The organism is Pseudomonas sp. NBRC 111140 (genome assembly GCF_001320885.1).
In the GTDB taxonomy this organism is placed as follows: Bacteria; Pseudomonadota; Gammaproteobacteria; order Pseudomonadales; family Pseudomonadaceae; genus Aquipseudomonas; species Aquipseudomonas putida_P.
Genome location: NZ_BCBQ01000015.1, coordinates 13,041 through 38,949, shown reverse-complemented (window position 1 = coordinate 38,949; position 25,909 = coordinate 13,041). Strand labels below are relative to the sequence as shown.

26 protein-coding genes are annotated in these 25,909 nt (G+C 62.5%); 23 read left to right on the top strand and 3 right to left on the bottom strand.

Annotation, left to right across the window (positions count from 1 at the left end; genetic code table 11):
• The first annotated feature begins 36 nt into the window (after window positions 1-36).
• The 23 genes from APH42_RS07265 (at window position 37) to APH42_RS07155 (ending at window position 21,126) form a co-directional block, all read left to right on the top strand.
• A complete protein-coding gene (locus APH42_RS07265; RefSeq protein ID WP_060493029.1) occupies window positions 37-1,302 on the top strand; it encodes a flagellar hook-length control protein FliK in 1,266 nt (421 codons plus the stop codon).
• A 151-nt stretch (window positions 1,303-1,453) separates the two neighbouring features.
• Window positions 1,454-1,951 (top strand): flagellar basal body-associated protein FliL, encoded by a 498-nt coding sequence (gene fliL, locus APH42_RS07260; protein ID WP_012273502.1) that lies wholly within the window; start codon window positions 1,454-1,456, stop codon window positions 1,949-1,951.
• A gap of 9 nt (window positions 1,952-1,960) precedes the next feature.
• On the top strand, window positions 1,961-2,929 hold the full coding sequence (gene fliM / locus APH42_RS07255) for a flagellar motor switch protein FliM (RefSeq protein ID WP_012273501.1): 969 nt from the start codon (window positions 1,961-1,963) through the stop codon (window positions 2,927-2,929).
• A gap of 47 nt (window positions 2,930-2,976) precedes the next feature.
• Complete coding sequence (gene fliN / locus APH42_RS07250) at window positions 2,977-3,441, top strand: flagellar motor switch protein FliN (protein WP_012273500.1); 465 nt, start codon at window positions 2,977-2,979, stop codon at window positions 3,439-3,441.
• Between the two features lie 12 nt (window positions 3,442-3,453).
• Window positions 3,454-3,888, top strand: a complete 435-nt coding sequence (gene fliO, locus APH42_RS07245; RefSeq protein WP_012273499.1) for a flagellar biosynthetic protein FliO — start codon at window positions 3,454-3,456, stop codon at window positions 3,886-3,888.
• The gene (gene fliP, locus APH42_RS07240; RefSeq protein ID WP_060493028.1) at window positions 3,888-4,643 is read left to right on the top strand and encodes a flagellar type III secretion system pore protein FliP; all 756 of its coding nucleotides are present in this window, start codon (window positions 3,888-3,890) and stop codon (window positions 4,641-4,643) included. Before fliO ends, fliP begins: the two co-directional genes overlap by 1 nt.
• Window positions 4,644-4,664: 21 nt before the next feature.
• The gene (gene fliQ / locus APH42_RS07235) at window positions 4,665-4,934 is read left to right on the top strand and encodes a flagellar biosynthesis protein FliQ (protein ID WP_012273497.1); all 270 of its coding nucleotides are present in this window, start codon (window positions 4,665-4,667) and stop codon (window positions 4,932-4,934) included.
• 7 nt (window positions 4,935-4,941) lie between these two features.
• Window positions 4,942-5,718 (top strand): flagellar biosynthetic protein FliR, encoded by a 777-nt coding sequence (gene fliR, locus APH42_RS07230; RefSeq protein ID WP_012273496.1) that lies wholly within the window; start codon window positions 4,942-4,944, stop codon window positions 5,716-5,718.
• A gap of 2 nt (window positions 5,719-5,720) precedes the next feature.
• Window positions 5,721-6,863 carry a flagellar biosynthesis protein FlhB gene (gene flhB, locus APH42_RS07225; protein ID WP_012273495.1) on the top strand — a complete coding sequence of 381 codons (1,143 nt, stop codon included), beginning with the start codon at window positions 5,721-5,723 and terminating at the stop codon, window positions 6,861-6,863.
• A 141-nt stretch (window positions 6,864-7,004) separates the two neighbouring features.
• Window positions 7,005-9,134, top strand: a complete 2,130-nt coding sequence (gene flhA / locus APH42_RS07220) for a flagellar biosynthesis protein FlhA (protein WP_012273494.1) — start codon at window positions 7,005-7,007, stop codon at window positions 9,132-9,134.
• Between the two features lie 11 nt (window positions 9,135-9,145).
• Window positions 9,146-10,453: a flagellar biosynthesis protein FlhF gene (flhF, locus tag APH42_RS07215; RefSeq protein ID WP_012273493.1), complete on the top strand. Its 1,308-nt coding sequence runs from the start codon at window positions 9,146-9,148 to the stop codon at window positions 10,451-10,453.
• A gap of 93 nt (window positions 10,454-10,546) precedes the next feature.
• On the top strand, window positions 10,547-11,380 hold the full coding sequence (fleN, locus tag APH42_RS07210) for a flagellar synthesis regulator FleN (protein WP_012273492.1): 834 nt from the start codon (window positions 10,547-10,549) through the stop codon (window positions 11,378-11,380).
• Window positions 11,377-12,117: an RNA polymerase sigma factor FliA gene (gene fliA, locus APH42_RS07205; RefSeq protein ID WP_012273491.1), complete on the top strand. Its 741-nt coding sequence runs from the start codon at window positions 11,377-11,379 to the stop codon at window positions 12,115-12,117. The genes fleN and fliA overlap by 4 nt, the downstream gene beginning before the upstream one ends.
• Window positions 12,118-12,224: 107 nt before the next feature.
• Window positions 12,225-12,599 carry a chemotaxis response regulator CheY gene (locus tag APH42_RS07200; protein WP_171577279.1) on the top strand — a complete coding sequence of 125 codons (375 nt, stop codon included), beginning with the start codon at window positions 12,225-12,227 and terminating at the stop codon, window positions 12,597-12,599.
• Between the two features lie 20 nt (window positions 12,600-12,619).
• The gene (locus APH42_RS07195; RefSeq protein ID WP_012273489.1) at window positions 12,620-13,408 is read left to right on the top strand and encodes a protein phosphatase CheZ; all 789 of its coding nucleotides are present in this window, start codon (window positions 12,620-12,622) and stop codon (window positions 13,406-13,408) included.
• A gap of 12 nt (window positions 13,409-13,420) precedes the next feature.
• Complete coding sequence (locus APH42_RS07190; RefSeq protein ID WP_060493027.1) at window positions 13,421-15,652, top strand: chemotaxis protein CheA; 2,232 nt, start codon at window positions 13,421-13,423, stop codon at window positions 15,650-15,652.
• 46 nt (window positions 15,653-15,698) lie between these two features.
• Window positions 15,699-16,829 (top strand): chemotaxis response regulator protein-glutamate methylesterase, encoded by a 1,131-nt coding sequence (locus APH42_RS07185; protein WP_060493026.1) that lies wholly within the window; start codon window positions 15,699-15,701, stop codon window positions 16,827-16,829.
• Window positions 16,829-17,569 (top strand): flagellar motor protein, encoded by a 741-nt coding sequence (locus APH42_RS07180; protein ID WP_012273486.1) that lies wholly within the window; start codon window positions 16,829-16,831, stop codon window positions 17,567-17,569. The genes APH42_RS07185 and APH42_RS07180 overlap by 1 nt, the downstream gene beginning before the upstream one ends.
• Before the next feature lie 2 nt (window positions 17,570-17,571).
• A complete protein-coding gene (gene motD / locus APH42_RS07175; RefSeq protein ID WP_012273485.1) occupies window positions 17,572-18,429 on the top strand; it encodes a flagellar motor protein MotD in 858 nt (285 codons plus the stop codon).
• A 100-nt stretch (window positions 18,430-18,529) separates the two neighbouring features.
• A complete protein-coding gene (locus APH42_RS07170; protein ID WP_060493025.1) occupies window positions 18,530-19,318 on the top strand; it encodes a ParA family protein in 789 nt (262 codons plus the stop codon).
• The gene (locus APH42_RS07165) at window positions 19,318-20,208 is read left to right on the top strand and encodes a CheW domain-containing protein (RefSeq protein ID WP_060493024.1); all 891 of its coding nucleotides are present in this window, start codon (window positions 19,318-19,320) and stop codon (window positions 20,206-20,208) included. Before APH42_RS07170 ends, APH42_RS07165 begins: the two co-directional genes overlap by 1 nt.
• Before the next feature lie 41 nt (window positions 20,209-20,249).
• Window positions 20,250-20,729, top strand: a complete 480-nt coding sequence (locus APH42_RS07160) for a chemotaxis protein CheW (protein WP_003254393.1) — start codon at window positions 20,250-20,252, stop codon at window positions 20,727-20,729.
• Between the two features lies 1 nt (window position 20,730).
• Window positions 20,731-21,126, top strand: a complete 396-nt coding sequence (locus APH42_RS07155; RefSeq protein ID WP_012273482.1) for a DUF2802 domain-containing protein — start codon at window positions 20,731-20,733, stop codon at window positions 21,124-21,126.
• Between the two features lie 55 nt (window positions 21,127-21,181).
• Here the strand turns inward: APH42_RS07155 and APH42_RS07150 are convergent, their stop codons facing one another.
• From APH42_RS07150 to APH42_RS07140, 3 genes are all read right to left on the bottom strand, one after another.
• Window positions 21,182-23,935 carry a dermonecrotic toxin domain-containing protein gene (locus APH42_RS07150; protein ID WP_060493023.1) on the bottom strand — a complete coding sequence of 918 codons (2,754 nt, stop codon included), beginning with the start codon at window positions 23,933-23,935 and terminating at the stop codon, window positions 21,182-21,184.
• 81 nt (window positions 23,936-24,016) lie between these two features.
• Window positions 24,017-24,355, bottom strand: a complete 339-nt coding sequence (locus APH42_RS07145; RefSeq protein ID WP_012273480.1) for an EscU/YscU/HrcU family type III secretion system export apparatus switch protein — start codon at window positions 24,353-24,355, stop codon at window positions 24,017-24,019.
• A complete protein-coding gene (locus APH42_RS07140) occupies window positions 24,352-25,908 on the bottom strand; it encodes a flagellar hook-length control protein FliK (RefSeq protein ID WP_060493022.1) in 1,557 nt (518 codons plus the stop codon). Before APH42_RS07140 ends, APH42_RS07145 begins: the two co-directional genes overlap by 4 nt.
• Between the last annotated feature and the right edge of the window lies 1 nt (window position 25,909).

The window sequence follows — 25,909 nt, the reverse complement described above, 5'->3', positions numbered from 1 at the left end:
GGATGATTTTTTTGTTTCTGGCGCGGAGACCGCTCGATGCCTGTCGCACCCAACCCTTTGTTGCAAGCCAATGCCGTTACCAATACCTCGCGTTCGGCCGCCATGCAGGCGGACAAGCCGCTGCAGGCGTTTGGCGGCAAGGGCGACGGCTTTGGCCAGGTGATGGCCAGGCAGGGCCGCGACAAGGTTGCCGGGCAAGATGACAAGGCCGCCCAGGCCAAGCCCAAGGACAAACCCGAGGCGGCAGCGAGCGGCAAGAAAGACCCCGCTGACAAAACCGCCGTTGCCGATGACGGCAACAAATTGCCTGCAGACGATGCCGCCCAGGCCGATACCGGGCTGCGTGATGCCAGCCTGGTGGCCGGCCAAGTCACCGATGCCCAGCCCGGCGCGCAACTGATCCAGGCCCAGGCCGAGGCGGTAGCGCCGGTGCTGCAGGCTGCCACTGGGCAAACCCAGGTTGCCGCGACGCTGCCTGAAGAGCCTTTTGCCGAAGAAGCCTTCGACCCGGATGCAGACCCTCTGGCCAACTTGCCGACCCTGCGCCTGGCACTGGAGCACAGTGCCCAGGCCAAAGGGGCTACCTCTGCACATGCCTTGGACCCCACTCAGGCCCAGGGTGAAGAGGGGCGGGCAGCCGTCAATACCTTGGCGAATCTGGTCGAGAATGCCGAAGGTGATAGCACCGAGTCCGGTGACAAGGCCTTCGGTGCCTTGGTCGAAGAGGGTCTGAAGGACACCAAGAGCGCCAGCAGCGACACCCGTGTCGATGATTTCGCCAACCGCCTGGCCAGCCTGACCCAGGCCGTCACGGCCAAGACCGCCAACGCCGTGCCGGCCAATGCCAGCCCGCTGCATCAACCGTTGCCGATGAATCAGAATGCCTGGGCCGAAGGCCTGGTCAACCGGGTCATGTACCTGTCCAGCCAGAACCTCAAGTCGGCGGATATCCAGCTGGAGCCTGCAGAGTTGGGCCGCCTGGACATTCGCGTCAATGTTGCGGCGGACCAGGCCACCCAGGTGACCTTCATCAGCGGCCACGCCGGCGTGCGTGATGCCCTCGATAGCCAGGTGCACCGCCTGCGCGAACTGTTCGCCCAGCAGGGCCTGGCGCAACCGGATGTGAACGTGGCCGACCAGTCGCGCGGACAGCAACAGCAACAGGGGCAGGCACAGGGCAGCAATCTGTCCGGGGTGGCGGCGCGCCGGGGCGAACAGGGTGGGGTTGAGGTTGCCGACAGTGCGCGGCCTGTGGAACAGCAGGTGGTTGTCGGCGACAGCGCGGTCGATTACTACGCCTGACCGCCGTTAACCTGGCCTCTTCGCGGGCTCGCCCGCGAAGAAGGCGGTGCTGCAGATCCTGGTGAAACCGATCCTCTGCAAAATCTGGCATAACACTTGCTCAAGCCAAGCCATCCTCCCTTGAACCCCCGATGGACGACGGATTATTGGCATGGCGAAGAGCGAAGCAGTCAAAGACCCCGCCACTAAAGGCAAACTCAAGCTGATCCTGCTGGCCGTCGTGGGCCTGTTGCTGGCGATCGGCCTTTCGGTGGGCGCTACCTGGTTCATCATGCACAAGAGCGAGCCGGCCCCGGCCGCCGACGCTGCAGCCAGCAACGTCAAGCCTGCGGCCATCTACGAAGCGCTGACCCCAGCCTTCGTGGTCAACTTCAACCAGAACGGCCGCCAGCGCTACATGCAGCTGAGCATCACCATGCAGGCGCGTAACCAGGCCGACCTGGATGCGCTCAAGGTGCATATGCCGGTGATCCGCAACAACCTGGTGATGATGTTCTCCGGGCAAGGCTTCGACACCCTTGCCAGCAGCCCGGTAGGGCAGGAGATGCTGCGCCAGAAGGCCACTGCGGTGGTCCAGGAAGTGGCGCAGAAAGAAGTCGGCAAGCCGGTCATCGACCAGTTGCTGTTCACCAATTTCGTATTGCAGTAGGAGTCCGCAATGGCCGTACAGGACCTGCTGTCCCAGGATGAAATCGATGCCCTGTTGCACGGCGTCGACGACGGGCTGGTGCAGACCGAGAGTGCATCCGAGCCTGGCAGCATCAAAAGCTACGACCTGACCAGCCAGGACCGTATCGTGCGGGGTCGCATGCCGACCCTGGAAATGATCAACGAGCGCTTCGCCCGTTACACCCGCATCAGCATGTTCAACCTGCTGCGCCGCTCCGCCGACGTGGCCGTAGGGGGTGTGCAGGTGATGAAGTTCGGCGAATACGTGCACTCGCTGTATGTGCCGACCAGCCTCAACCTGGTCAAGATCAAGCCGTTGCGCGGCACCTCGTTGTTCATCCTCGACGCCAAGCTGGTGTTCAAGCTGGTGGACAACTTCTTCGGCGGCGATGGCCGCCACGCCAAGATCGAAGGCCGTGAGTTCACGCCAACCGAACTGCGCGTGGTGCGCATGGTGCTGGACCAGTGCTTCGTCGACCTCAAGGAAGCCTGGCAGGCGATCATGCCGGTCACCTTCGAGTACATGAACTCCGAGGTCAACCCGGCCATGGCCAACATCGTCGGCCCCAGCGAGGCGGTGGTGGTGTCCACCTTCCACATCGAGCTGGACGGTGGCGGCGGCGACCTGCATGTGACCATGCCGTACTCGATGATCGAGCCGGTGCGAGAAATGCTCGATGCCGGTTTCCAGTCCGACCTGGACGACCAGGACGAACGCTGGGTCAAGGCCCTGCGCGAGGACGTGCTGGACGTTGCCGTGCCAATGACCGCCACGGTCGCCCGGCGCCAGTTGAAGCTGCGCGACATCCTGCACATGCAGCCGGGTGACGTGATCCCGGTGGAACTGCCCGAGCACTTGGTGCTGCGCGCCAACGGCGTGCCGGCGTTCAAGGCGCGCCTGGGTTCGCACAAGGGCAACCTGGCCCTGCAGATTATCGACCCGATCGAACGCCGCTGACGGCGTGCCGGTCGCTCACAACGAATTGAATGCCTGTCGAGGAAACCATGGCTAACGAAAACGAGATCACCTCCGCAGAGGACCAGGCACTGGCCGATGAATGGGCTGCTGCCCTTGAAGAAACCGGCTCGGCCGGGCAGGCCGACATCGATGCGCTGCTGGGCGGTGATGCTGGCAGCAGCGGTTCTGGTCGCCTGCCGATGGAAGAGTTCGCCAGTTCGCCGAAGCCGAACGAAAACGTCAGCCTCGAAGGCCCTAACCTGGACGTGATCCTGGACATCCCAGTGAACATCTCCATGGAAGTGGGTAGCACCGAGATCAACATCCGCAACCTGCTGCAGCTGAACCAGGGCTCGGTGATCGAGCTCGACCGCCTGGCCGGCGAGCCCCTCGACGTGCTGGTCAACGGCACACTGATTGCCCATGGCGAAGTGGTCGTGGTCAACGAAAAGTTCGGCATTCGCCTGACTGACGTGATCAGCCCCAGCGAACGTATCAAGAAGCTGCGCTGAGTGAAGGGCACGATGCGCGCTCTCGCGGCACTAGCGGCGCTGCTTGGCAGCCACGCCTGCCTGGCTGCGGCTACGCCAGCGGCGACCCCGGTAGCGGCACCTGGCAGCCTCGGCGGGCAGCTGGCGCAGATGGTCTTCGGCCTGCTGTTGGTCGTTGGCCTGATCTTCTTTCTGGCCTGGCTGCTGCGGCGCCTGCAGAGCACGGCGGTGAAGGGCGGGCAGGTGATCGAGATTGTCGGCAGCCGTGCCATCGGCCCGCGTGACCGCCTGCTGTTGGTGCAGGTGGGCAAGGAGCAGATCCTGATCGGCCATACCCCCGGCAGCATCGAGGCGCTGCATGTGCTGGCCGAACCCGTGGAAGTACCGGCAAGCGCCCGTCAGGCGGCGCCGGAGTTTGCCCAGCGGCTGATGGAGCTGATGGGCAAGGACCCTAAGGACAACAAGTGATGAGCGGCGCGCTGCGTACGATGTTGACTCTGGCGCTGCTGCTGGCCGCGCCGCTGGCCCTGGCCGCCGACTCGCTGTCGATCCCGGCCATTACGCTGTCCAATACCGCGGACGGGCAGCAGGAGTATTCGGTCAGCCTGCAAATCCTGCTGATCATGACTGCGCTGAGCTTCATTCCGGCGTTCGTCATCCTGATGACCAGCTTCACCCGCATCATCATCGTGTTCTCGATCCTGCGCCAGGCCCTGGGCCTGCAGCAGACGCCATCGAACCAGTTGCTCACCGGCATGGCGCTGTTCCTGACCATGTTCATCATGGCCCCGGTGTTCGACCGGGTGAACCAGGACGCCCTGCAGCCTTACCTGAAGGAGCAGATGACGGCCCAGCAGGCCATCGACAAGGCCCAGGGGCCGCTCAAGGACTTCATGTTGGCGCAAACCCGGCAAAGCGACCTCGACCTGTTCATGCGCCTGTCCAAGCGTACCGACATCGCCGGCCCCGACCAGGTGCCGCTGACCATCCTGGTGCCAGCGTTCGTCACCTCCGAGTTGAAGACGGCGTTCCAGATCGGTTTCATGATTTTCATCCCGTTCCTGATCATCGACATGGTGGTGGCCAGTGTGCTGATGGCCATGGGTATGATGATGCTGTCGCCGCTGATCATCTCGCTGCCGTTCAAGATCATGCTGTTCGTGCTGGTGGATGGCTGGGCGCTGATCATGGGCACCCTGGCCAGCAGTTTCGGCGGCGTCTGACGCCGTCAAGGAGAGCCGCCGATGACACCTGAAGTAGCTGTCGACCTGTTCCGTGACGCCCTGTGGCTGACCACCTTGATGGTTGCCGTGCTGGTTGTGCCTAGCCTGTTGGTGGGCCTGGTAGTGGCGATGTTCCAGGCTGCCACGCAGATCAACGAACAAACCCTGAGCTTTTTGCCGCGCCTGCTGGTGATGCTGATCACGTTGATCGTCGCCGGGCCGTGGCTGGTGCAGAAGTTCATGGAGTACATCACCACCCTTTACACCAACATCCCGCAGCTCATTGGTTGATGCGGCGATGCTGGAACTGACCGATACGCAGATCGGCACCTGGGTCGCCACCTTCATCCTGCCGTTGTTCAGGGTGACCGCGGTGCTGATGACCATGCCGATCTTCGGTACTCGCATGTTACCTGCGCGGGTACGCCTGTACGTGGCGGTGGCGATTACCGTGGTGATCGTGCCGGCGCTGCCGCCGCTGCCTGAGTTCGACCCGCTGAGCCTGCGCGGTTTGTTGCTGTGCGCCGAGCAGATCATCGTCGGCGCGCTGTTCGGCCTGGCCTTGCAGCTGCTGTTTCAGGCCTTCGTGATTGCCGGGCAGATCGTCGCGGTGCAGATGGGTATGGCCTTCGCCTCGATGGTCGACCCTGCCAACGGCGTCAACGTCACGGTGATCAGCCAGTTCATGACCATGCTGGTGAGCGTGCTGTTCCTGTTGATGAACGGCCACCTGGTGGTTTTCGAGGTGCTGACCGAGAGCTTTACCACGTTGCCGGTGGGTAGCGCGCTGGTGGTCAACCACTTCTGGGAACTGGCCGGGCGCATGGGTTGGGTGTTTGCCGCCGGCCTGCTGCTGATTCTTCCGGTGATCGCCGCGTTGCTGGTGGTGAACATCGCCTTTGGCGTGATGACCCGTGCCGCGCCGCAGTTGAATATCTTCTCCATCGGTTTCCCGCTTACCCTGGTGCTGGGTATGTTCATCTTCTGGGTAGGCCTGGCCGATGTGCTGTCCCACTATCAGGCATTGGCCAGCGAGACGCTGCAATGGCTGCGTGAACTGGCGAGGGCGCGCTGAGCATGGCGGAAAGCGAGAGCGGTCAGGACAAGACAGAAGACCCCACCGAGAAGCGCAAGCGCGATGCTCGCGAGAAAGGCGAAATCGCCCGCTCCAAGGAGCTGAACACGGTGGCGGTGACCCTGGCGGGCGCCGGCGGCCTGTTGGCGTTTGGCGGCCACCTGGCCGAGACGTTGCTGAGCATGATGCGCATGAATTTCAGCCTGACCCGCGAGGTCATCGTCGACGAACGGGCCATGGGCGCGTTCCTGCTGGCCTCGGGAAAAATGGCGATATGGGCGGTGCAGCCGGTTTTGATCCTGCTGTTCGTTATTTCTTTCGTAGCGCCCATTGCCCTCAGTGGTTTTCTGTTTTCCGGCAGCCTGCTGCAGCCAAAATTCAGCCGCATGAACCCGTTGTCCGGGATCAAGCGCATGTTTTCGATGAACAGCTTGACCGAGCTGCTCAAGGCGCTGGCCAAGTTTTTCGTGATCTTGATCGTGGCGGTGGTGGTGCTGTCCAACGACCGCCAGGCCTTGCTGTCGATTGCCAATGAACCGCTGGAGCAGGCCATCATCCACAGCCTGCAGGTGGTGGGCTGGAGCGCCTTGTGGATGTCGGCCGGGCTGCTGCTGATCGCTGCGGCGGACGTGCCGTTCCAGCTGTACCAGACGCACAAGAAAATGAAAATGACCAAGCAGGAAGTGCGCGACGAGTACAAGGACAGCGAGGGCAAGCCCGAGGTCAAGCAGCGCATTCGTCAGTTGCAGCGCGAGGTGTCGCAGCGACGCATGATGGCGGCGGTGCCGCAGGCCGATGTGATCATCACCAACCCGACGCACTATGCGGTAGCGCTGCAGTACGACCCAGAGAAGGGCGGAGCGGCGCCGCTGCTGTTGGCCAAGGGTAGCGACTTCATGGCTTTGAAGATTCGTGAAATCGGCGTGGAGCACAAGATCCAGATCCTCGAGTCACCAGCGCTGGCGCGGGCGATTTACTACTCCACGGAGGTTGAACAGGAAATCCCTGCCGGCCTGTACCTGGCCGTGGCTCAAGTGCTGGCCTATGTGTTCCAGATCCGTCAGTACCGCTCCGGCAAGGGCAAGCGCCCTGAGCCGTTGAAAGACGACCTGCCGATCCCGCCGGACCTGCGCCGCGACAGCTGATGCGCCACGCGGGCGGCGCTCGATCCCACAGGCGTAAAAAATCTTGAGGCGACCACTCACCGAGCAAAGTTGGAAGGCTTCTTGCAGAGCCTCGCCCAGGCGCCCCCTGGGCGTCAAAGTTTTGCATCAAGAGGACTCGCGGTGGATCGCACTCAGTTAATCAGCAACGCCCGTAACAACCTGGCCGGGCTCGGCCGGGGCAACCTGGGTGTGCCGCTGTTGCTGCTGGTGATGTTGGCAATGATGATGTTGCCGATACCGCCGTTCCTGCTCGACGTGTTCTTCACCTTCAACATCGCCTTGTCGATCGTGGTGCTGCTGGTTTGCGTGTACGCCCTGCGCCCGCTCGACTTCGCAGCCTTTCCCACCATCCTGCTGGTGGCCACGCTTTTACGCCTGGCGCTTAACGTGGCTTCCACCCGCGTGGTCATGCTGCACGGGCAGGAAGGCCATGGCGCCGCCGGCAAGGTGATCCAGGCCTTCGGTGAAGTGGTGATCGGCGGTAACTACGTGGTCGGTGGCGTGGTGTTCGCCATCCTCATGATCATCAACTTCGTGGTGGTGACCAAGGGTGCCGGGCGCATCTCGGAAGTGAGTGCGCGTTTCACCCTGGACGCCATGCCCGGCAAGCAGATGGCCATCGACGCCGACCTCAACGCCGGCCTGATCGACCAGGCCCAGGCCAAGCACCGCCGTGCCGAAGTGGCGCAGGAGGCCGAGTTCTACGGTTCGATGGACGGCGCCAGCAAGTTCGTGCGCGGCGACGCCATCGCCGGCTTGCTGATCCTGTTCATCAACCTGATCGGTGGCATGCTGATCGGTATGCTGCAGCACGGCATGAGCTTCGGCGATGCCGGCAAGGTGTACGCGCTTTTGACCATTGGTGACGGTTTGGTGGCGCAATTGCCATCACTGTTGCTGTCCACCGCCGCTGCGATCATGGTCACCCGCGCCTCGGGCTCCGAGGACATGGGCAAGCTGATCAACCGGCAGATGTTCGATTCGCCCAAGGCGCTGGCGGTGTCTGGCGCACTGATGATCGTCATGGGGCTGGTGCCAGGCATGCCGCATGTGGCGTTCCTGAGCCTCGGCCTGCTGGCCGGTGGCGGCGCCTACCTGGTGTGGAAGAAGCAGCAGCAGGTCAAGGCCAAGGCCCAGGAAGAGGCGCAGCGCCAGCAGGACCTGCTGCCGTCGCCGCAGCGTGCGCTGGAAACCAAGGAACTGGGCTGGGACGACGTCACGCCGATCGACATGATCGGCCTGGAAGTCGGCTACCGGCTGATTCCGCTGGTCGATCGCAACCAGGGCGGCCAGTTGCTGGCGCGAATCAAGGGCGTGCGCAAGAAGCTGTCGCAGGACCTGGGCTTTCTCATGCCTACCGTGCACATTCGTGACAACCTCGACCTGCAACCCAGTGCCTATCGCCTGACCCTGATGGGGGTGATCCTGGCCGAGGCCGAGATCTACCCGGACCGCGAACTGGCGATCAACCCAGGGCAAGTGTTCGGCACCCTCAACGGTATTGCTGCGCGCGACCCGGCGTTTGGCCTGGAAGCCGTGTGGATTGACGTTGGGCAGCGCTCGCAGGCGCAGTCGCTGGGCTACACCGTGGTCGACGCAAGCACCGTGGTGGCCACTCACCTCAACCAGATCTTGCAGAAGCATTGCCACGAGCTGATCGGCCACGAAGAGGTTCAGCAGTTGCTGCAGGTGCTGGCCAAGGCATCGCCTAAACTGGCAGAAGAGCTGGTGCCGGGTGTCATTTCCTTGTCGGGGCTGCTCAAGGTGCTGCAAGCGCTGTTGTCGGAACAGGTGCCAGTGCGCGATATTCGCAGTATTGCCGAGGCCATCGCGAACAACGCCGGCAAGAGTCAAGATACCGCCGCGCTGGTGGCGGTGGTGCGCGTCGGATTGTGTCGCGCCATCGTGCAAAGCATTGTCGGCGTTGAGTCGGAGCTGCCAGTGATTACCTTGGAGCCAAGGTTGGAACAGATTTTGCTCAATAGTCTGCAAAGGGCCGGGCAGGGTCAGGAAGAGGGTGTTCTTCTGGAACCGAGCATGGCCGAGAAGCTGCAACGTTCGCTGATCGAAGCGGCCCAGCGCCAGGAAATGCAGGGCCAGCCGGCCATCCTGCTGGTCGCCGGCCCGATCCGCGCCATGCTGTCGCGTTTCGGTCGCCTGGCTGTACCGAATTTGCATGTTCTGGCGTATCAGGAAATACCGGACAACAAGCAAGTCACCATCGTTGCCACCGTGGGCCCTAACGGCTGAGGTAGTGGATAATGCAAGTTAAGCGATTTTTCGCCGCCGATATGCGTCAGGCCATGAAGCTGGTCCGTGACGAGCTGGGCGCCGATGCCGCGATCATAGGCAACCGCCGCATTGCCGGTGGTGTCGAACTGACGGCCGCGCTGGACTACAAGCTGTCCGCCCTGGCCCCGCGCGTGCCCAACGCCGAGCTGGAAGAAGAGCTGCGCAAGACCCATACGCGCATCGCCACTGCCCAGGCCGAGCTGGACCACCGTCAGGACAGCAGCGACAACAACCGCCAATTGTTCGCCGGGCAGTCGTTGACCGCTGCCGAACCGTTGATCGAGCCGCACGTCGATACCCCTGAGGTTGCCGCTGCGCCGGCTGCCGCGCCGGTCGACCCGCGCCTGTTCGATGCCATGCGCTCCGAGCTGTCGGGCTTGCGCGAGCTGCTGGAAGTGCAGCTCGGCTCGCTGGCCTGGACCCAGTTGCAGGGCAGCAAGCCGCAGCAGGCCAACCTTTGGCGCCGCCTGCAGCGCATCGGCTTGTCCGGGCCTATCGCCCGCGAGCTGCTGGACCTCACCGCCGAGATCGAAGAGCCGCGCCAGGCTTGGCGCATGCTGCTGGCGCACCTGGCACGGATGATCGAGATTCCTGAAATCGAGCCGATCGAAGAGGGCGGGGTCATCGCCATGGTCGGCCCGGCCGGCATGGGCAAGACCACCACCCTGGCCAAGCTGGCTGCGCGCTACGTGCTCAAGTACGGCGCGCAGAACCTGGCGCTGGTGAGCATGGACAGCTTCCGTATCGGCGCTCAGGAGCAGCTCAAGACCCTCGGTCGCATTCTCAATGTACCGGTGACCTACGTCGACCCAGGCCAGTCGCTGGCAGCCGCGCTGGAGCCGTTGCTGCGCAAACGCGTGGTGCTGATCGATACCGCCGGCCTGCAGGCCAGCGACCCGGCGCTGCGCATGCAGCTGGAAACCCTGGCCGGGCGTGGCATCGCCGCTAAGAATTACCTGGTGCTGGCTACCACTAGCCAGAAGCAGGTGCTGACCGCTGCCTACCACAGCTACAAGCGTTGTGGCCTGGCCGGCTGCATCCTGACCAAACTCGATGAAACGGCAAGCCTTGGCGACGTGCTGAGCCTTGCCATCAGTCATGAACTGCCCGTGGCCTACCTTACCGATGGCCCGCGCATTCCTGACGACCTGCACCTGCCGCGGGGCCACCAACTGGTCACCCGCGCGGTAAATGTGCAGCAGCAGGACGAGCCCAGCGAAGAGGCCATGGCCGACATGTTCGCTGATCTCTATCACAACCCACGGCGAGCGGGTTGAGCATGAAGCGTGTGCAAAGTAGCTATGCCAAGGGGCACGCAGAATTGCCCTACGTGTGGCCTGAGTCCCAGCGAGACAAGGTAAAGAACAGACATGGGTAGCATGCATCCCGTACAGGTGATCGCCGTGACCGGCGGCAAAGGTGGCGTCGGCAAGACTAACGTTTCAGTGAACTTGTCCCTGGCGCTGGCCGAGCTTGGCCGCAGGGTCATGCTGCTGGACGCCGACCTGGGCCTGGCCAATGTCGACGTGTTGCTGGGCCTTACCCCCAAACGTACCCTGGCCGATGTCATCGAAGGGCGCTGCGAGCTGCGTGATGTGATGCTGCAGGGCCCTGGCGGTGTGCGCATCGTGCCGGCAGCGTCGGGTACCCAGAGCATGGTGCACCTGGCCCCGGCCCAGCATGCCGGGCTGATCCAGGCGTTCAGTGAAATCGGCGACAACCTCGATGTGCTGGTGATCGATACCGCTGCGGGTATCGGCGAGTCGGTGGTCAGTTTCGTTCGCGCCGCCCAGGAAGTCCTGCTGGTGGTGTGCGATGAGCCTACCTCGATCACCGACGCTTACGCCCTGATCAAGCTGCTCAACCGCGACTACGGCATGAACCGTTTCCGTGTGTTGGCCAACATGGCGCAGAGCCCGCAAGAAGGGCGCAACCTGTTCGCCAAGCTGACCAAAGTCACCGACCGCTTCCTTGACGTTGCCCTGCAGTACGTGGGCGCCGTGCCGTACGACGAGTGCGTGCGCAAGGCGGTGCAGAAGCAGCGCGCCGTCTACGAAGCCTTCCCTCGCTCCAAGTGTGCGCTGGCCTTCAAGGCGATTGCGCAAAAGGTCGACAGCTGGCCGCTGCCGGCCAACCCGCGCGGCCACCTGGAGTTCTTTGTCGAGCGTCTGGTGCAACCCACCAGCGCGGGACCCGTGCTATGAACGCCAGCGGCTTCAAGATGTACAGCCGGGCGGCGAAAGACGCCCAGTACGAGCTGATCGAACGCTACGCCCCGCTGGTCAAGCGCATCGCTTACCACTTGTTGGCGCGCTTGCCGGCCAACGTCCAGGTCGAGGACCTGATCCAGGCCGGCATGATCGGCCTGCTGGAAGTGGCCAACAAGTACGACGCCAGTAAGGGCGCCAGCTTTGAAACCTACGCCGGCATCCGCATCCGCGGGGCCATGCTGGACGAAGTGCGCAAAGGCGATTGGGCGCCGCGTTCGGTACACCGCAACACTCGTATGGTCAGTGACGCAATGCGTGCGGTTGAGGCTAGAACTGGCCGTGACGCTAAAGATCATGAAGTTGCTGCCGAACTCCAATTGAGTCTCGATGATTACTACGGGATCTTGAACGATACCCTGGGCAGCCGCCTGTTCAGCTTCGACGACCTGTTGCAGGACGGCGAGCACGAAGGGCTGCATGAGGATGGCGCCAGTGGCCAGGTCGAACCTGCGCGTGGCCTGGAAGACGAGCGCTTCCAGGTTGCCCTGACCGAGGCGATCGCCAACCTGCCGGAGCGTGAGCGCCTGGTGCTGGCGCTGTACTACGACGAAGAGCTGAACCTCAAGGAAATCGGCGAGGTACTGGGTGTCAGCGAGTCGCGGGTCAGCCAGTTGCACAGCCAGTGTGCCGCGCGCCTGCGCAGCCGCCTGGGGGAATGGCGGGCACGTTGAGCCCGCTTTCGTTGCAGTCGTTTTCCACGTTGTACCGAATTGAATGAGTGCGTGCTCGGTAGGCCGAGCGCGTTTGAGACTGCTTGGAGGTCTAATTGGACAAGAACATGAAAATCCTCATCGTTGACGACTTTTCGACGATGCGGCGGATCATCAAGAACCTGTTGCGTGACCTGGGCTTCACCAACACCGAAGAGGCCGATGACGGCACCACGGCGCTGCCGATGCTGGAGAACGGCCACTACGACTTCCTGGTGACCGACTGGAACATGCCGGGCATGTCCGGCATCGACCTGCTGCGTAAAGTGCGTGCCAGCGAAAAGCTGAAAAGCATGCCGGTACTGATGGTGACCGCCGAAGCCAAGCGCGACCAGATCATCGAAGCGGCCCAGGCCGGCGTCAATGGTTACGTGGTCAAGCCGTTCACCGCTCAGGTGCTCAAAGAAAAGATCGAGAAGATCTTCGAACGCGTCAACGGCTGAGTCACGTCAGGGGGCGCGCCATGGATTCATCACAAACCTCTTTGGGCGAGTTCGAATCGACCCTGAAGAAGCATGCCCAGGAGTTGGTCGAAAGCCTGGAGCGGGGCCGTTTCGGCGAGGCGGTGCAGCTGATTCACGAGCTGAACCAAACCCGCGATCGCGGCCTGTACCAGGAAGTGGGAAAGCTGACCCGCGAGCTGCACAGCGCCATCGTCAGTTTCCAGATCGACCCGACCATGCCGCAGGCTGAGGAGGTGTCGCAGATTACCGACGCCACCGAGCGCTTGTCGTACGTGGTCAAGCTGACCGAAGGCGCGGCCAACCGCACCATGGACCTGGTCGAGGAAAGCACCCCGGTGCTCAACGACCTGGCAAGCGAGGCCAAGGCCTTGAGTACCGACTGGCAACGCTTCATGCGCCGCGAAGTGGCTGCGCCGGAATTCCGTGATCTGGTCAAGCGTGTCGACAGTTTCCTGACGCACAGCGCCGAAGGTAACCGCAAGGTCGCCGGCCACCTCAACGACATTTTGCTGGCTCAGGACTATCAGGACCTGACCGGCCAGGTGATCAAACGCGTTACCAGCCTGGTAACCGAAGTGGAAAGCAACCTGCTGAAACTGGTGCTGATGGCCAGCCAAGTTGATCGTTTTGCAGGCATTCAGCATGACCACGATCAATTGCGCGCAGAAAAAGATCGAGAAAAACATCCGACTCGGGGTGAAGGTCCGCAGATTCATGCCGATAAGCGTGAAGACGTCGTGTCCGGTCAGGACGATGTCGATGATCTGCTGTCCAGCCTGGGTTTTTAAGGAGCACGTTTGATGAGCTTCGGCGCCGATGAAGAAATCCTCCAGGATTTCCTGGTAGAAGCCGGCGAAATTCTTGAGCAACTGTCCGAGCAACTGGTCGAGCTGGAAAGCCGGCCCGACGATGCCGACCTGCTCAATGCGATCTTTCGCGGTTTCCACACTGTAAAAGGGGGCGCCGGCTTCCTCCAGCTGAACGAGCTGGTGGAGTGCTGCCATATCGCCGAGAACGTGTTCGACGTCCTGCGCAAAGGTGAGCGCCGGGTCGATGCGGAACTGATGGATGTGGTGCTCGAGGCACTGGATACGGTCAACAGCATGTTTGGCCAGGTGCGCGAGCGTACCGAGGTCACGCCCGCCACCCCTGAGTTGCTGGCCGCGTTGTCGCGCCTGGCCGAACCTGGTGGGGCCGAAGCTGTTGCAGCGCCGGCGCCCGTTGCCGAGGTGGCGGTTGCGGAGCCGGCAGAGGCCGAGGAGCAACAGCAGGACATCACCGACAGCGAGTTCGAGCAGCTGCTCGATTCGCTCGATGCGGTCAAGGCGCAAGCGGCGGCCGATGAACAGATGCAGGGCGAGGCCGTCAGTGGTGCTGGTGACGAAATCACCGACGCCGAGTTCGAATCGCTGCTCGACCAGTTGCACGGCAAAGGCCAGTTCAGTGCCGAGGTTGCTGTGCCGCCGGCTGCCGTCAGCGCCGAAGCGCTCAGTGACGAAATCACCGACGCCGAATTCGAATCGCTGCTCGACCAGCTGCATGGCAAGGGTACTTTCCAGGCTGACGCCTTGCCTGCCGTCAAGGCGCCGGCGCCTGCCGTGGCCGACAACAGCGCCACCAGCGATGAAATCAGCGAGCACGAGTTCGAGGCCCTGCTGGACCAGTTGCATGGCAAGGGCAAGTTCGGTGGTGACGTTGCCGCTGTCGAGACGCCGGCTGCGGCCAAGGTGCAAGCGCCGGCTGCCGCCAAGGCCACCAGCCAGCCGGTGGCCAAGCCCGCCGCCGCGCCAGCGCCGGCCAGCAAACCTGCCGCAGCACCGCGCGCACCGGCGCCGACCGCCGACAAGCATGCCGTCAGCGAAGCGGAAACCACCGTGCGCGTCGATACCGCACGCCTGGACGAGATCATGAACATGGTCGGCGAACTGGTGCTGGTGCGTAACCGCCTGGTGCGCCTGGGCCTGAACAGCGGTGACGAGGCCATGTCCAAGGCCGTGTCCAACCTCGATGTGGTCACCGCCGACCTGCAGACCGCGGTGATGAAAACCCGCATGCAGCCGATCAAGAAAGTCTTCGGCCGCTTCCCACGGCTGGTTCGCGACCTGGCTCGCCAACTGAAGAAAGAGATCAACCTGGAGCTGGTCGGCGAAGAGACCGACCTGGACAAGAACCTGGTCGAGGCCCTGGCCGACCCGCTGGTGCACTTGGTGCGCAACGCTGTCGACCACGGTATCGAGATGCCCGATGAGCGTGAAGCTTCCGGCAAGGCGCGCACTGGCCGCGTAGTGCTGTCGGCCGAACAGGAAGGCGACCACATCCTGTTGTCGATCTCGGACGACGGCAAGGGCATGGACCCCAACATCCTGCGTGCCAAGGCCGTGGAAAAGGGCCTGATGGACAAGGACGCCGCCGAGCGGTTGAGCGAGTCGGACTGCTACAACCTGATCTTCGCCCCAGGCTTCTCGACCAAGACTGAGATTTCCGACGTGTCCGGCCGTGGCGTGGGCATGGACGTGGTGAAGACCAAGATTTCCCAGCTCAACGGTTCGATCAACATCTTCTCGGCCAAGGGCCAGGGCTCGAAGATCGTCATCAAGGTGCCGTTGACCCTGGCGATCATGCCCACCCTGATGGTGATGCTGGGCAACCAGGCGTTTGCTTTCCCGCTGGTCAACGTCAATGAGATCTTCCACCTCGACCTGTCGCGCACCAACGTGGTCGACGGCCAGGAAGTGGTGATCGTGCGCGACAAGGCGCTGCCGCTGTTCTACCTCAAGCGCTGGCTGGTCCAGGGCCAGGTGCACGAAGAGCAGCACGAGGGCCATGTGGTGATCCTGTCGGTCGGCACCCAACGCATCGGCTTTGTCGTCGATCAACTGGTGGGCCAGGAAGAAGTGGTAATCAAGCCACTGGGCAAGATGTTGCAGGGCACCCCGGGCATGTCCGGGGCCACCATCACTGGCGACGGTCGCATTGCGTTGATTCTCGACGTCCCGAGCATGCTCAAGCGTTACGCCGCGCGGCGTATTTGATTTCGGTGGCGCACCCTGGCGGGTTGCGCCGCCTAATGGAGTGTTTATGGCAGTCAAGGTCCTGGTGGTGGATGATTCCGGTTTCTTCCGCCGCCGCGTCTCGGAAATCCTCTCGGCGGATCCGACGATCCAGGTAGTGGGTACCGCGACCAACGGCAAGGAAGCAATCGACCAGGCGCTGGCGCTCAAGCCCGATGTCATCACCATGGACTACGAAATGCCCATGATGGATGGCATCACTGCTGTGCGGCACATCATGCAGCGCTGCCCGACGCCCGTATTGATGTTCTCGTCGTTGACCCATGAGGGCGCCCGCGTGACCCTTGACGCGCTGGACGCCGGCGCGGTGGATTACCTGCCGAAAAACTTCGAAGACATCTCGCGCAACCCCGACAAGGTCAAGCAACTGCTGTGCGAAAAGGTGCATACCATTTCCCGCAGCAACCGCCGTATTGGCAGCTATGCCAGAACGGCCCCGGTCGCCGCGCCTGCGCCTGCCAGTAGCCACGCGCCCGCCAGCACCTTCACCAGCCCGGCGCAGGCGCGCCCGGCTGTGCCTGCCCGTGCAGCGGCCCCGGCCCCGGCGGCCACGCACTCGACAGCGCCCAAGCGCAAGCCCTACAAACTGGTGGCTATTGGCACCTCCACGGGTGGCCCGGTGGCCCTGCAGCGGGTATTGACCCAATTGCCGGCCAATTTCCCGGCGCCGATCGTGCTGATCCAGCACATGCCGGCGGCCTTCACCAAGGCCTTTGCCGAGCGCCTGGACAAGCTGTGCCGCATCAGCGTCAAGGAGGCCGAGGACGGCGACATGCTGCGCCCTGGCCTGGCCCTGCTGGCCCCTGGTGGCAAGCAGATGATGATCGATGGCCGTGGCACGGTGAAAATCCTGCCCGGTGACGAGCGCCTGAACTACAAACCCTGCGTGGACATCACGTTCGGTTCGGCGGCCAAGTCGTATGGTGACAAGGTGTTGTCGGTGGTGCTCACCGGCATGGGCGCCGATGGCCGCGAAGGCGCGCGCCTGCTCAAGCAGGGGGGCAGCACGGTGTGGGCCCAGGATGAAGCCAGCTGCGTGATTTATGGCATGCCCATGGCCATCGTCAAGGCCAACCTGGCCGATGCGGTGTACAGCCTGGACGAAATCGGCAAGCACCTGGTGGAGGCGTGCGTCTGATGGATGTCCTCAGCCTGATCGGCCTGATCCTCGCGTTTGTTGCCATCGTCGGGGGCAACTTCCTCGAAGGCGGCCATGTCGGTGCCCTGATCAATGGCCCGGCGGCACTGATCGTGCTGGGCGGCACCCTGGCGGCGGCGTTGCTGCAGTCGCCACTGTCGTCGTTCAAGCGCGCCTTGCAGATTTTGCGCTGGATTCTCTTTCCGCCACGGGTTGACCTGGCGGGCGGTATCGATCGCGTGGTGAACTGGAGCTTGACCGCGCGCAAGGAAGGCCTGCTCGGCCTGGAAAGCGTGGCCGACAGCGAGCCCGACCCGTATGCGCGCAAGGGCCTGCAGCTGCTGGTGGATGGCGCCGAGCCAGAAGCCATCCGCAGCATTCTTGAAGTCGACTTTCTGACCCAGGAAGCCCGTGACATCCAGGCTGCCAAGGTGTTCGAGAGCATGGGCGGCTACGCGCCAACCATCGGCATCATCGGTGCGGTGATGGGCCTTATCCACGTGATGGGCAACCTGGCTGACCCGTCCCAGCTGGGCAACGGTATTGCCGTGGCCTTCGTCGCCACTATCTACGGCGTGGCCAGCGCCAACCTGATCCTGCTGCCGATTGCCAACAAGCTCAAGGCCAACGTGATGCGCCAGTCGCGCTACCGCGAGATGCTGCTCGAAGGCTTGTTGTCGATTGCCGAGGGTGAAAACCCGCGCTCGATCGAGCTGAAGCTGCAAGGCTTCATGGAGTAACCATGCGTCGCCGTCGTCATACCGAGGAACACGAAAACCACGAGCGCTGGTTGGTGTCTTACGCCGACTTCATTACTTTGCTATTCGCCTTTTTCGTGGTGATGTACTCGATTTCCTCGATCAACGAGGGCAAGTACAAGGTCATTTCCCAGGCCTTGCTTGGTGTCTTCAATGACCCCGAGCGCAGCATGAAGCCGATCCCCATTGGCGATGAACAGCCATTGAGCGTGCGCCCGGCAGAGCCACTGGTGAAAGACAGCGAGCAGACCGAGGCGGGCCTGGCCGCGACCAATGTCGACCCGTTGAAAACCATCAGCGATGACGTGCGCGACGCTTTTGGCGACCTGATCAACAGTAACCAGATGACCGTGCGTGGCAACGAGCTGTGGATCGAGATCGAGTTGAATTCGTCGCTGTTGTTCGGCAGTGGCGATGCCATGCCCAGTGACAAGGCGTTTGCGATCATCGACAAGGTGGCCAACATTCTCAAGCCGTTCGCCAACCCGGTGCACGTCGAAGGCTTCACCGACAACCTGCCGATCCGCACCGCGCAGTACCCGACCAACTGGGAGCTGTCGTCGGCGCGGGCGGCAAGCATCGTGCGTCTGCTGGCCATGGAAGGGGTCAACCCGGCGCGCATGGCCTCGGTTGGCTATGGCGAGTACCAGCCGGTGGCCAGCAACGACACCGCGGACGGCCGCGCACGCAACCGTCGGGTGGTGCTGGTGATTTCCCGCAACCTCGAAGTGCGCCGCAGCCTGACTGGTTCGGGCAGTGCCAATGCCACGCCGGATGCCGCATTGCGCCGGGCTGGCACACAAAGTGCACCGGCAACGCCAGCAACGGTGGCGGGGCAGTAACTCGTCAATTCTCTGTCACCGCTTGACTTGTGGAAGCTGGCTTGCCGGCAAGCCAGCTTCCACGGGTCTCCGGTGTAATGAATGAGTCAAGAGTCGTCCTATGAGAGTCTGGGCAGTAGCCAATCAAAAAGGTGGCGTGGGCAAGACCACCACTACCATCGCCCTGGCCGGCCTGCTGGCCGAGGCCGGCAAGCGCGTGGTCGTCGTCGACCTCGACCCGCATGGCTCGATGACCAGCTATTTCGGGCACAACCCGGATGCCTTGGAGCACAGCTGCTACGACCTGTTCCTGAACAAGGGCGCGGTGGCCGAGGGCTTGCCTGGGCAACTGCTGCTGCCCACCAGCGACGAGCGCATTTCGCTGTTGCCGTCGAGTACCGCGCTGGCGGTGCTGGAGCGCCAGTCGCCGGGGCAGAATGGCTTGGGCCTGGTCATCGCCAAGAGTCTGGCGCAGCTGTGGCAGGATTTCGACTTTGCCCTGATCGACAGCCCCCCTTTGCTGGGCGTGCTGATGGTCAATGCCTTGGCCGCCAGCCAGCAACTGGTGATTCCGGTGCAAACCGAATTCCTGGCGGTGAAGGGCCTGGAGCGAATGGTCGGGACCTTGGCCATGGTCAACCGTTCGCGCAAGCAGGCGCTGCCGTACCAGATCGTGCCGACTTTGTTCGACCGCCGTACCCAGGCTTCGCTGGGCACGCTCAAGCAGTTGCGCGATAGCTATGGCCAGCAGGTGTGGCAGGGCTACATTCCTGTCGATACGCGCCTGCGCGATGCCAGCCGCAAAGGCGTCACTCCGTCGCAGTTCGACAGCAAGAGCCGTGGGCTGATTGCCTACCGGGCGCTGCTCAAGCACCTGCTGACCTACAAGCCTTCAGTGCAGGTGGCCTGATGACCCAGATTCGGCACACCAGCACCCGGCCACAGATGGCCCTGCAGTCATACCTCGACGGCCTGCTGCAGGAGGCCACCGAGGCCGAAGACCTGAGCGAGCCGCCGGCGGCGGATGAGTTCGCCGAGGCGGTGCGTGAGGAGCAGGTACGCGATGCCCGGCCGCTGGCCCAGCCTGAACCTGCTGAAGCCACCGTCAGCGTTGCTTCGCGGCCGTTCGCTGAACCCAGATTGGCGGTTTTGCCCAGCGTAATGCCGGTGGAAGCGCCGGTGGTGGCGGTGGTCGAGCAGGCGGTGGTGGCCGAAGCCGCTATCCCGGTGCTGGTCGAAGAGCAAGCCGTGGAACCGGCTGTACCGCTGGTCGATGTGCACCTGCCAGCACCCAACCTGCCTCTGCCCCCGGCCACCGTCGACGGTCGCCCGGTGTGGGCGGCCGAGCCGTTCGAATGCCTGCTGTTCGATGTTGCCGGCCTGACTTTGGCGGTGCCGTTGGTGTGCCTGGGCTCGATCTACACCTTGGCGGGCCAGGAGCTGACGCCCCTGTTCGGTCAACCCGACTGGTTCCTCGGCATCCTGACTTGCCAGGCAGGCAACCTGAAGGTATTGGACACCGCGCGCTGGGTAATGCCCGACCGCTACCGCGATGACTTTCGCCAGGGCCTGCAATACGTGATTTCCGTACAAGGCTACGAATGGGGGCTGGCGGTGCACCAGGTCAGCCGCTCGCTGCGCCTGGACCCGTCCGAGATCAAGTGGCGCAGCCAGCGTGGTCAGCGCCCGTGGCTGGCCGGTACCGTGATCGAACACATGTGTGCACTGCTCGACGTCGCCGCACTGGCCGAGTTGATCGCCAGCGGCGCGGTCAAGCAGATGCATGCCAAACAGAAATGACACCGAACACACCGCCAACGGCGGATTTTGAGGGTAGGGGAATGAAAAAGTCGTCTGCACAAGGTTCTGAAGATCCGATCCTGCAGTGGGTTACCTTCCGTCTGGACAACGAGTCCTACGGCATCAACGTGATGCAGGTGCAGGAAGTGCTGCGCTACACCGAGATTGCCCCGGTGCCGGGCGCGCCAAGCTATGTGCTGGGTATCATCAACCTGCGCGGCAACGTGGTGACGGTGATCGACACCCGTCAGCGTTTTGGCCTGATGCCGACTGAAGTCACCGACAATACCCGTATCGTCATCATCGAGGCTGACAAGCAGGTGGTCGGCATTCTGGTGGACAGCGTGGCCGAAGTGGTTTACCTGCGCCAGTCCGAAATCGAGACCGCGCCGAACGTGGGTAACGAAGAGTCGGCCAAGTTCATCCAGGGTGTGTGCAACAAGAATGGCGAACTGCTGATTCTGGTCGAGCTGGACAAGATGATGACCGAGGAAGAATGGTCCGAGCTGGAGAACATCTGAGTTGATTCTACAGGTTGCTGTCATCTTCCTGGCGCTGGTCTGGGCGCTGAGCCTGTGGTTCTTCCTCAACTACAGCAAGCGCCAGCGCGAGCTGGCTGCGCAGCAGGCCGAGGGCGACGCGCTGCGTGACCAGCGCATCAAGGACTTGGCCAAGCGCCTGGACGACTACCAGAACGGCACCGTGCGCATGGGCGAAGCGCTGCACGAGCTGAGCGTGACGATGGCCCCGCTGCCCGACAAGATCCAGCAACTGGAGCAGCGCGACCCCAACAACGTCACGTTTTCTCAGGCGGCCAAGCTGGTGGGGATGGGCGCCAGCGTGGCCGAGCTGACCGAAAGCTGCGGCCTGACCCAGGCCGAGGCGGAATTGATGAGCAAGCTGCATCGCAGCGGCTGATCAAACGGGCGGCCCAGGCCGCCCGTTTCGTTCAGGGGTGTTGCCGCCTTGGCATTCAGGTAGTGGCCCAGGAATGCATGCCGCCCACTTTGGCCACGCGGGAAAGTGGTGTGCGCTGGAGCTGTAAAGCCTTGAAAGCTTCCAGGTCTACGTACAGGAAGCTGTTGATGCGCGGCATCATGTACAGGTTGTGAATCTGACGCATGCAATAGAGATCTGGAAGAGCCCGGTCTATCACGGCATTGAGCATGCCGGGGCCGCACAACTCGCTTAGCCGGTTGGCATAGCGGTAGAAGCCCGCAGGGTCATCTGCCAACGTGGGGCGCAGCTGATAAAAGTCCGCGTTGACCAGGTAGCGGGCACGCATCTCTTCGCAAATCGTCAACAGTACTGGGTTACCGGCGTGGCTGCCAATCATGCTGGTATTGAACAGCGTGTTCATGCCCAGCTTCTCGTTCTGCATGGGCGGGTACAACAACAACCCGTCATCGGTGGTGACCAGGGCAACGGTATCGATGGCCGCTGTGTTCTGGGAGGTGCCGGCAGCAGTGCCTAGCAACTGGTCATCGACGTCCATGTACAACCCGCCTTCGGCGTGCAGCATCGGGTAGCGCAACACATCCGACGCTGAGGAAAAGTTGGTGGCTACACCGCCATTGCCATCGATTGCCGCTTGATACTGGGCAAAGTACGGGCTTTGTTCGAAGGCTTTGAAGAATGCCTGGTCTTCCAGGGGCAACACTTGCAACCCAGGTACTTTTGCATCCAGGTTGCGCAGGTTCTGCGCATAGGTCTCGGGGTTTGCTTTAGACAGGAATAACCGATAACGGTAAGCGCTATCGCGCAGCAATCCTGCATTGTTCGCCAGTGTATCCAGCAACGTGTCGCCAAGGGGTTTATCGCCAACCCACAGTGACGAAATGAGCTTGGGGATGGGGTGAGCGCCTTGGACGATCGGGGCCGGTAGCTGTATGGGAAATTGCACATCGATACCCAGTGCACGCAGGGATGCCATGCGCATCTGGTCGGTGACGTTACGGCCTTCGGGGTTGGCGATGCGTACGTTGCCGGTCCCGGGCTCGGCCTCGTAGTAAACCGGTGCTACCTCGTTGGTACCTTCAATGGTGATGAACAAATCGGTTTCCATGTCATACACAAGGTCGAGTTCCTCCACGTAGCCGGGTACCTCTTCCAAGTAACCGACAAGCTGATCCGTATCACCGTTGTACTTGGGATAGCGCCGTACCGAATTGGCCACTTCGGCATCAGCACCTTCCAGCGGCGCTATGTGCGCGGGGTGGTGGAAATAGGGCGCGACCTCCACTTCCGGTAAATGGGGCGGGCTTACGGGGCTCAGAGGGTATCCCCATTGCTCATTGATTTTGCGCGGGAGAACGAAGCCGTCCTCCTGAAAGCGGAACAGTGCAGTGCCTTTGACCATGACTTCAGCGGCCAAGGGGGTCGCATTCAAGAGCCCATAAGCGATATTGCCCACCCCTTGCTGCTTGTCGCGCAAGGTTTTCCCATTGATAGCCTGGTCCAGGCCAAGGGCAAGCTGTGTTATTCCGCCCAGTGCAAGCAGGGGAGCAAGCCCAGGCACCACGAATGTCAACGGCGCCACAAGATTCAGGGTGCTATTCAGGTAGCTGGCCCATCTGGATTTGTTTACCTGCGCATTGCTGGTGATGATGAAGTCGGCATCGTCGTAGCAACGTTGGCGCTGCCGCTCAGCCATGGCCTGAAACAGGTCGCCGGTAATGTCGGGGTTGTACTTGTCCGGACGGTAATTGACATAGGTACGCGGCGGCCATTTGCCGTCATCGTTGAAAAAGCCATGTTCCGCTGGCAGACGGTGGTAGAGCGGGTAGACACCCAGGCCTTCCAGCGCAGTGTCCAGGCCACTGAAATCGATGCCCTGCGGGCCGTCGGCCAAGCGGAAATGTTGTTTGAGCGCCTGGCGCCCGGCTGCGTCTCTACACCGTTCACCCATCCAGTCTTTCAATAGATTTTCGCTGGCGAACTCAAGTATTGGCGAACTGTTACCTGGTGCGTAGAGCAGGCTCAGGTCGGTCTTGCCATCGTTGATGTAGAGCAAATCGGTAGCGGCATAGCCGTAGATGCTCAGGGTGCTCAAGCGTAAACGTTTGCCGCGCGGAATCAGCTCGGCGGCGCGCCAGGCCAGTTTGCGTGCGGCATCGCTCAGGCTGCCTTCTGCGGCCTGTTTGTTGCAGGCAGCGATGAAGTTGAGCTTGCAGCACAGTCGATAGTCCGCCAGGTGTTTGTGCCAGTAGGTATCGAGCGACGCCCTGTAACGGGTGTGGAAGTCCAGTGCTTCTATATGTGCTTGCAGTGCTTCGGCGTGGATGTCGAGCAGTGTCGAGTGATCGTAACGGGCGGGCGTGGTGCGCCTGAACAGGCCATTGAACACTTGATACCAGGCGCCATTATCGTAAATGGGTTGTGGGGGTAAGTGATCGACCAGCGTGATCGGGCCATCTTCCGGCAGCTTGCCGGCCCACGGTTCTCTGAATAACCCGCCGAAGAAATTGTTGTTGGATTCGCCTTGCCAATTCGTCAGTACCGCCTGGGTAAGGCTGATACGTTGGACGACCACAGCTTGGTAGCTGGCGAAGCCATGGGGGTGAACATGCAGCGTGACAACATCGATCAGGTCAGGGTCAAGGTTCACACCCTGCCTGGTTAGCCAATCGGCAATTGCCCGTTTGGCCTCGTGGTCAGGACGGGGAAGGATAGCCAGATGATCGCGAACCCTTTGAACGCCGGCAGCATTGATGTGCGGGGTGGTCATGTCGGTCTCCGTGGTTTGGGAAAACCACAGCATTGATCGACTGATCGGCAGGGGAGCGGTAGATAGTGCTGAGCCAGAGACTCAAGCCGGCGGGCCAGGCAGAAGCGGGAGCACCTCGGTCACGTCACGCTCACCTTTTGATGAAGTGTCGAAGCCGTAGGGGACTTTGCCGCGTAACTGCCAGGCAAATGCAATGATCTCGGCAATGGTCAGGTACAACGCCTCTGGTATTTGCTCGCCCAGTTCCAGGCGTGCAAGCAGCCTCACCAGTTCGGCGTTTTCATAGATCGGCACCTCGTGCTCGCGGGCCAGGGCCAGGATGGCTTCGGCCAGCGCATCATCACCCTTGGCGCTGAGGGTAGGGGCCTGCTGGCCATCGTAGTTCAGGGCAATGGCTTGGCGTGTGTGCTTCTGACTCATGCGTTTTCATCCACCCAGCGTTGTTCTACCCGCGTACGCGGGCCTTGTGGCGGCGTGCCGGGGTGGCATTCCAGGTCGCCAACATCCAGGCCTCGTGCCAGCAGGCGCTCGCGCAGGGCACCGAGCTGGGTATCGATCAGCCGCGCGGTTGGCTCGCGCTCTGCCCACAGTTGCCCGCTCAGGCGGCCCTGGCTCAATTGTGCCTGCACCTGCATGGGCCCCAGTGGTGAAAGGTCGAAAGCCAGCTCGATACGCCACAGGGCTTGCAGCGGGTCTTGCGCTTCATGTTGGCGGTCGGCCTGCTGTTGCGGGGTTTCTTCGCGTTGCAGTTTGACCTGCAGCGGGATGAATTCCTGGCCGTGGCGGATCGGCACTTCCGTTTGCCAGGTGGTCTGCAGGTTGCCGTTTTCCAGCGTGCCGGTTTGTTGCAGGCTGCTCATGGCGTGGTTCTGCAGGCGTGAAACGGCAGCTGCAGCCAGGCGCAGCAGCTGTTGCAGGTCGCCTTCGTCCTCCAGGGCCTTGAGCAGGCGCGTGGGCAGCGGAAATGCCCCCGGCTGCGGTTTGGGGCTGACCCGTTCGAGCATGCCCAGGGCGCTGCGTGCCAGCGCCGGCATGGTCACGGCAAGGCTGGCGGGGGCCAGGTTGATGGTGCCCGTCGGGAGGGCCGGGGCCTGGCCGACCAGCCGCAGCAAGTGTGCCTTGAGGTCGGTGGCGACGCTGGCGGGGAAACCGCCCAGCAGTTTTGCTTCGAAGAAAGCACCGCTGTTGTTAAGGGCCTGGGCCACGCCCTTGGCATCGCCCAGTTGCCGGGCATCCGGCAGGCCGGCCAGCAGGCGTTCGGCGCTGGCGCGCAGGTCGCCATCGGCGCCAGGGTCGCGGGTAAGCTGTTGCAGCGCGTTGAGCAGGCCGGGCAGCGAGGCCTGGCGGTTTTGCTGGGTAAGCAACTGCTGGGCAATGCTGAGTTGGTCCTGCCTGCCGCTAAGCGGCACGAAACGCAGCGACTGGTCACCCTGCACCAGCGCGCTGAGCAGGCTGCCAATGGCCAGCGGACGCGGGCTGTCGATGCTCAGGGTGGCGCCGGCCTGGGCGCTGTTGAGCAGGCTGACCAGCGCCCGGTAGACTGTCGGTTGGCCGGGTGCCTGAGCCAGTGCCTGGTTGGTCAGCACCTTGCCTTGCAGCAGGGTGCCGACCGGCACTTTGCTGGTATCGAGTTGGGTAAGGGTGGCGACCTGGCTGGCGCTCGCCTGTTGCAGCATGATCGCCAGGCGGTTGCTTTCGGTTTGGCTGACCGTGACCTGGCTGCCTTGGGGCAGAGGCTGGCTGGCGTTGGCCTGCAGTTGGGTCTGCACACCGTTGGCCTGGATCAGGCGCAGCACCAGCTGAAACTCCTGGCCGGTTTGGCGCAACGACACGACTTCGGCCTGCGCGGTCTCGCCGGGGGCCAACAGGCCGGGCTGAGCCTGGATCAGGCGCAGCAGTTCGCCGGTCATGCCGGCCTTCATGGCTTGGCTGTTGAGCGCGGTTTGTGCGCCGAGACTATTGATTTCAGTCATG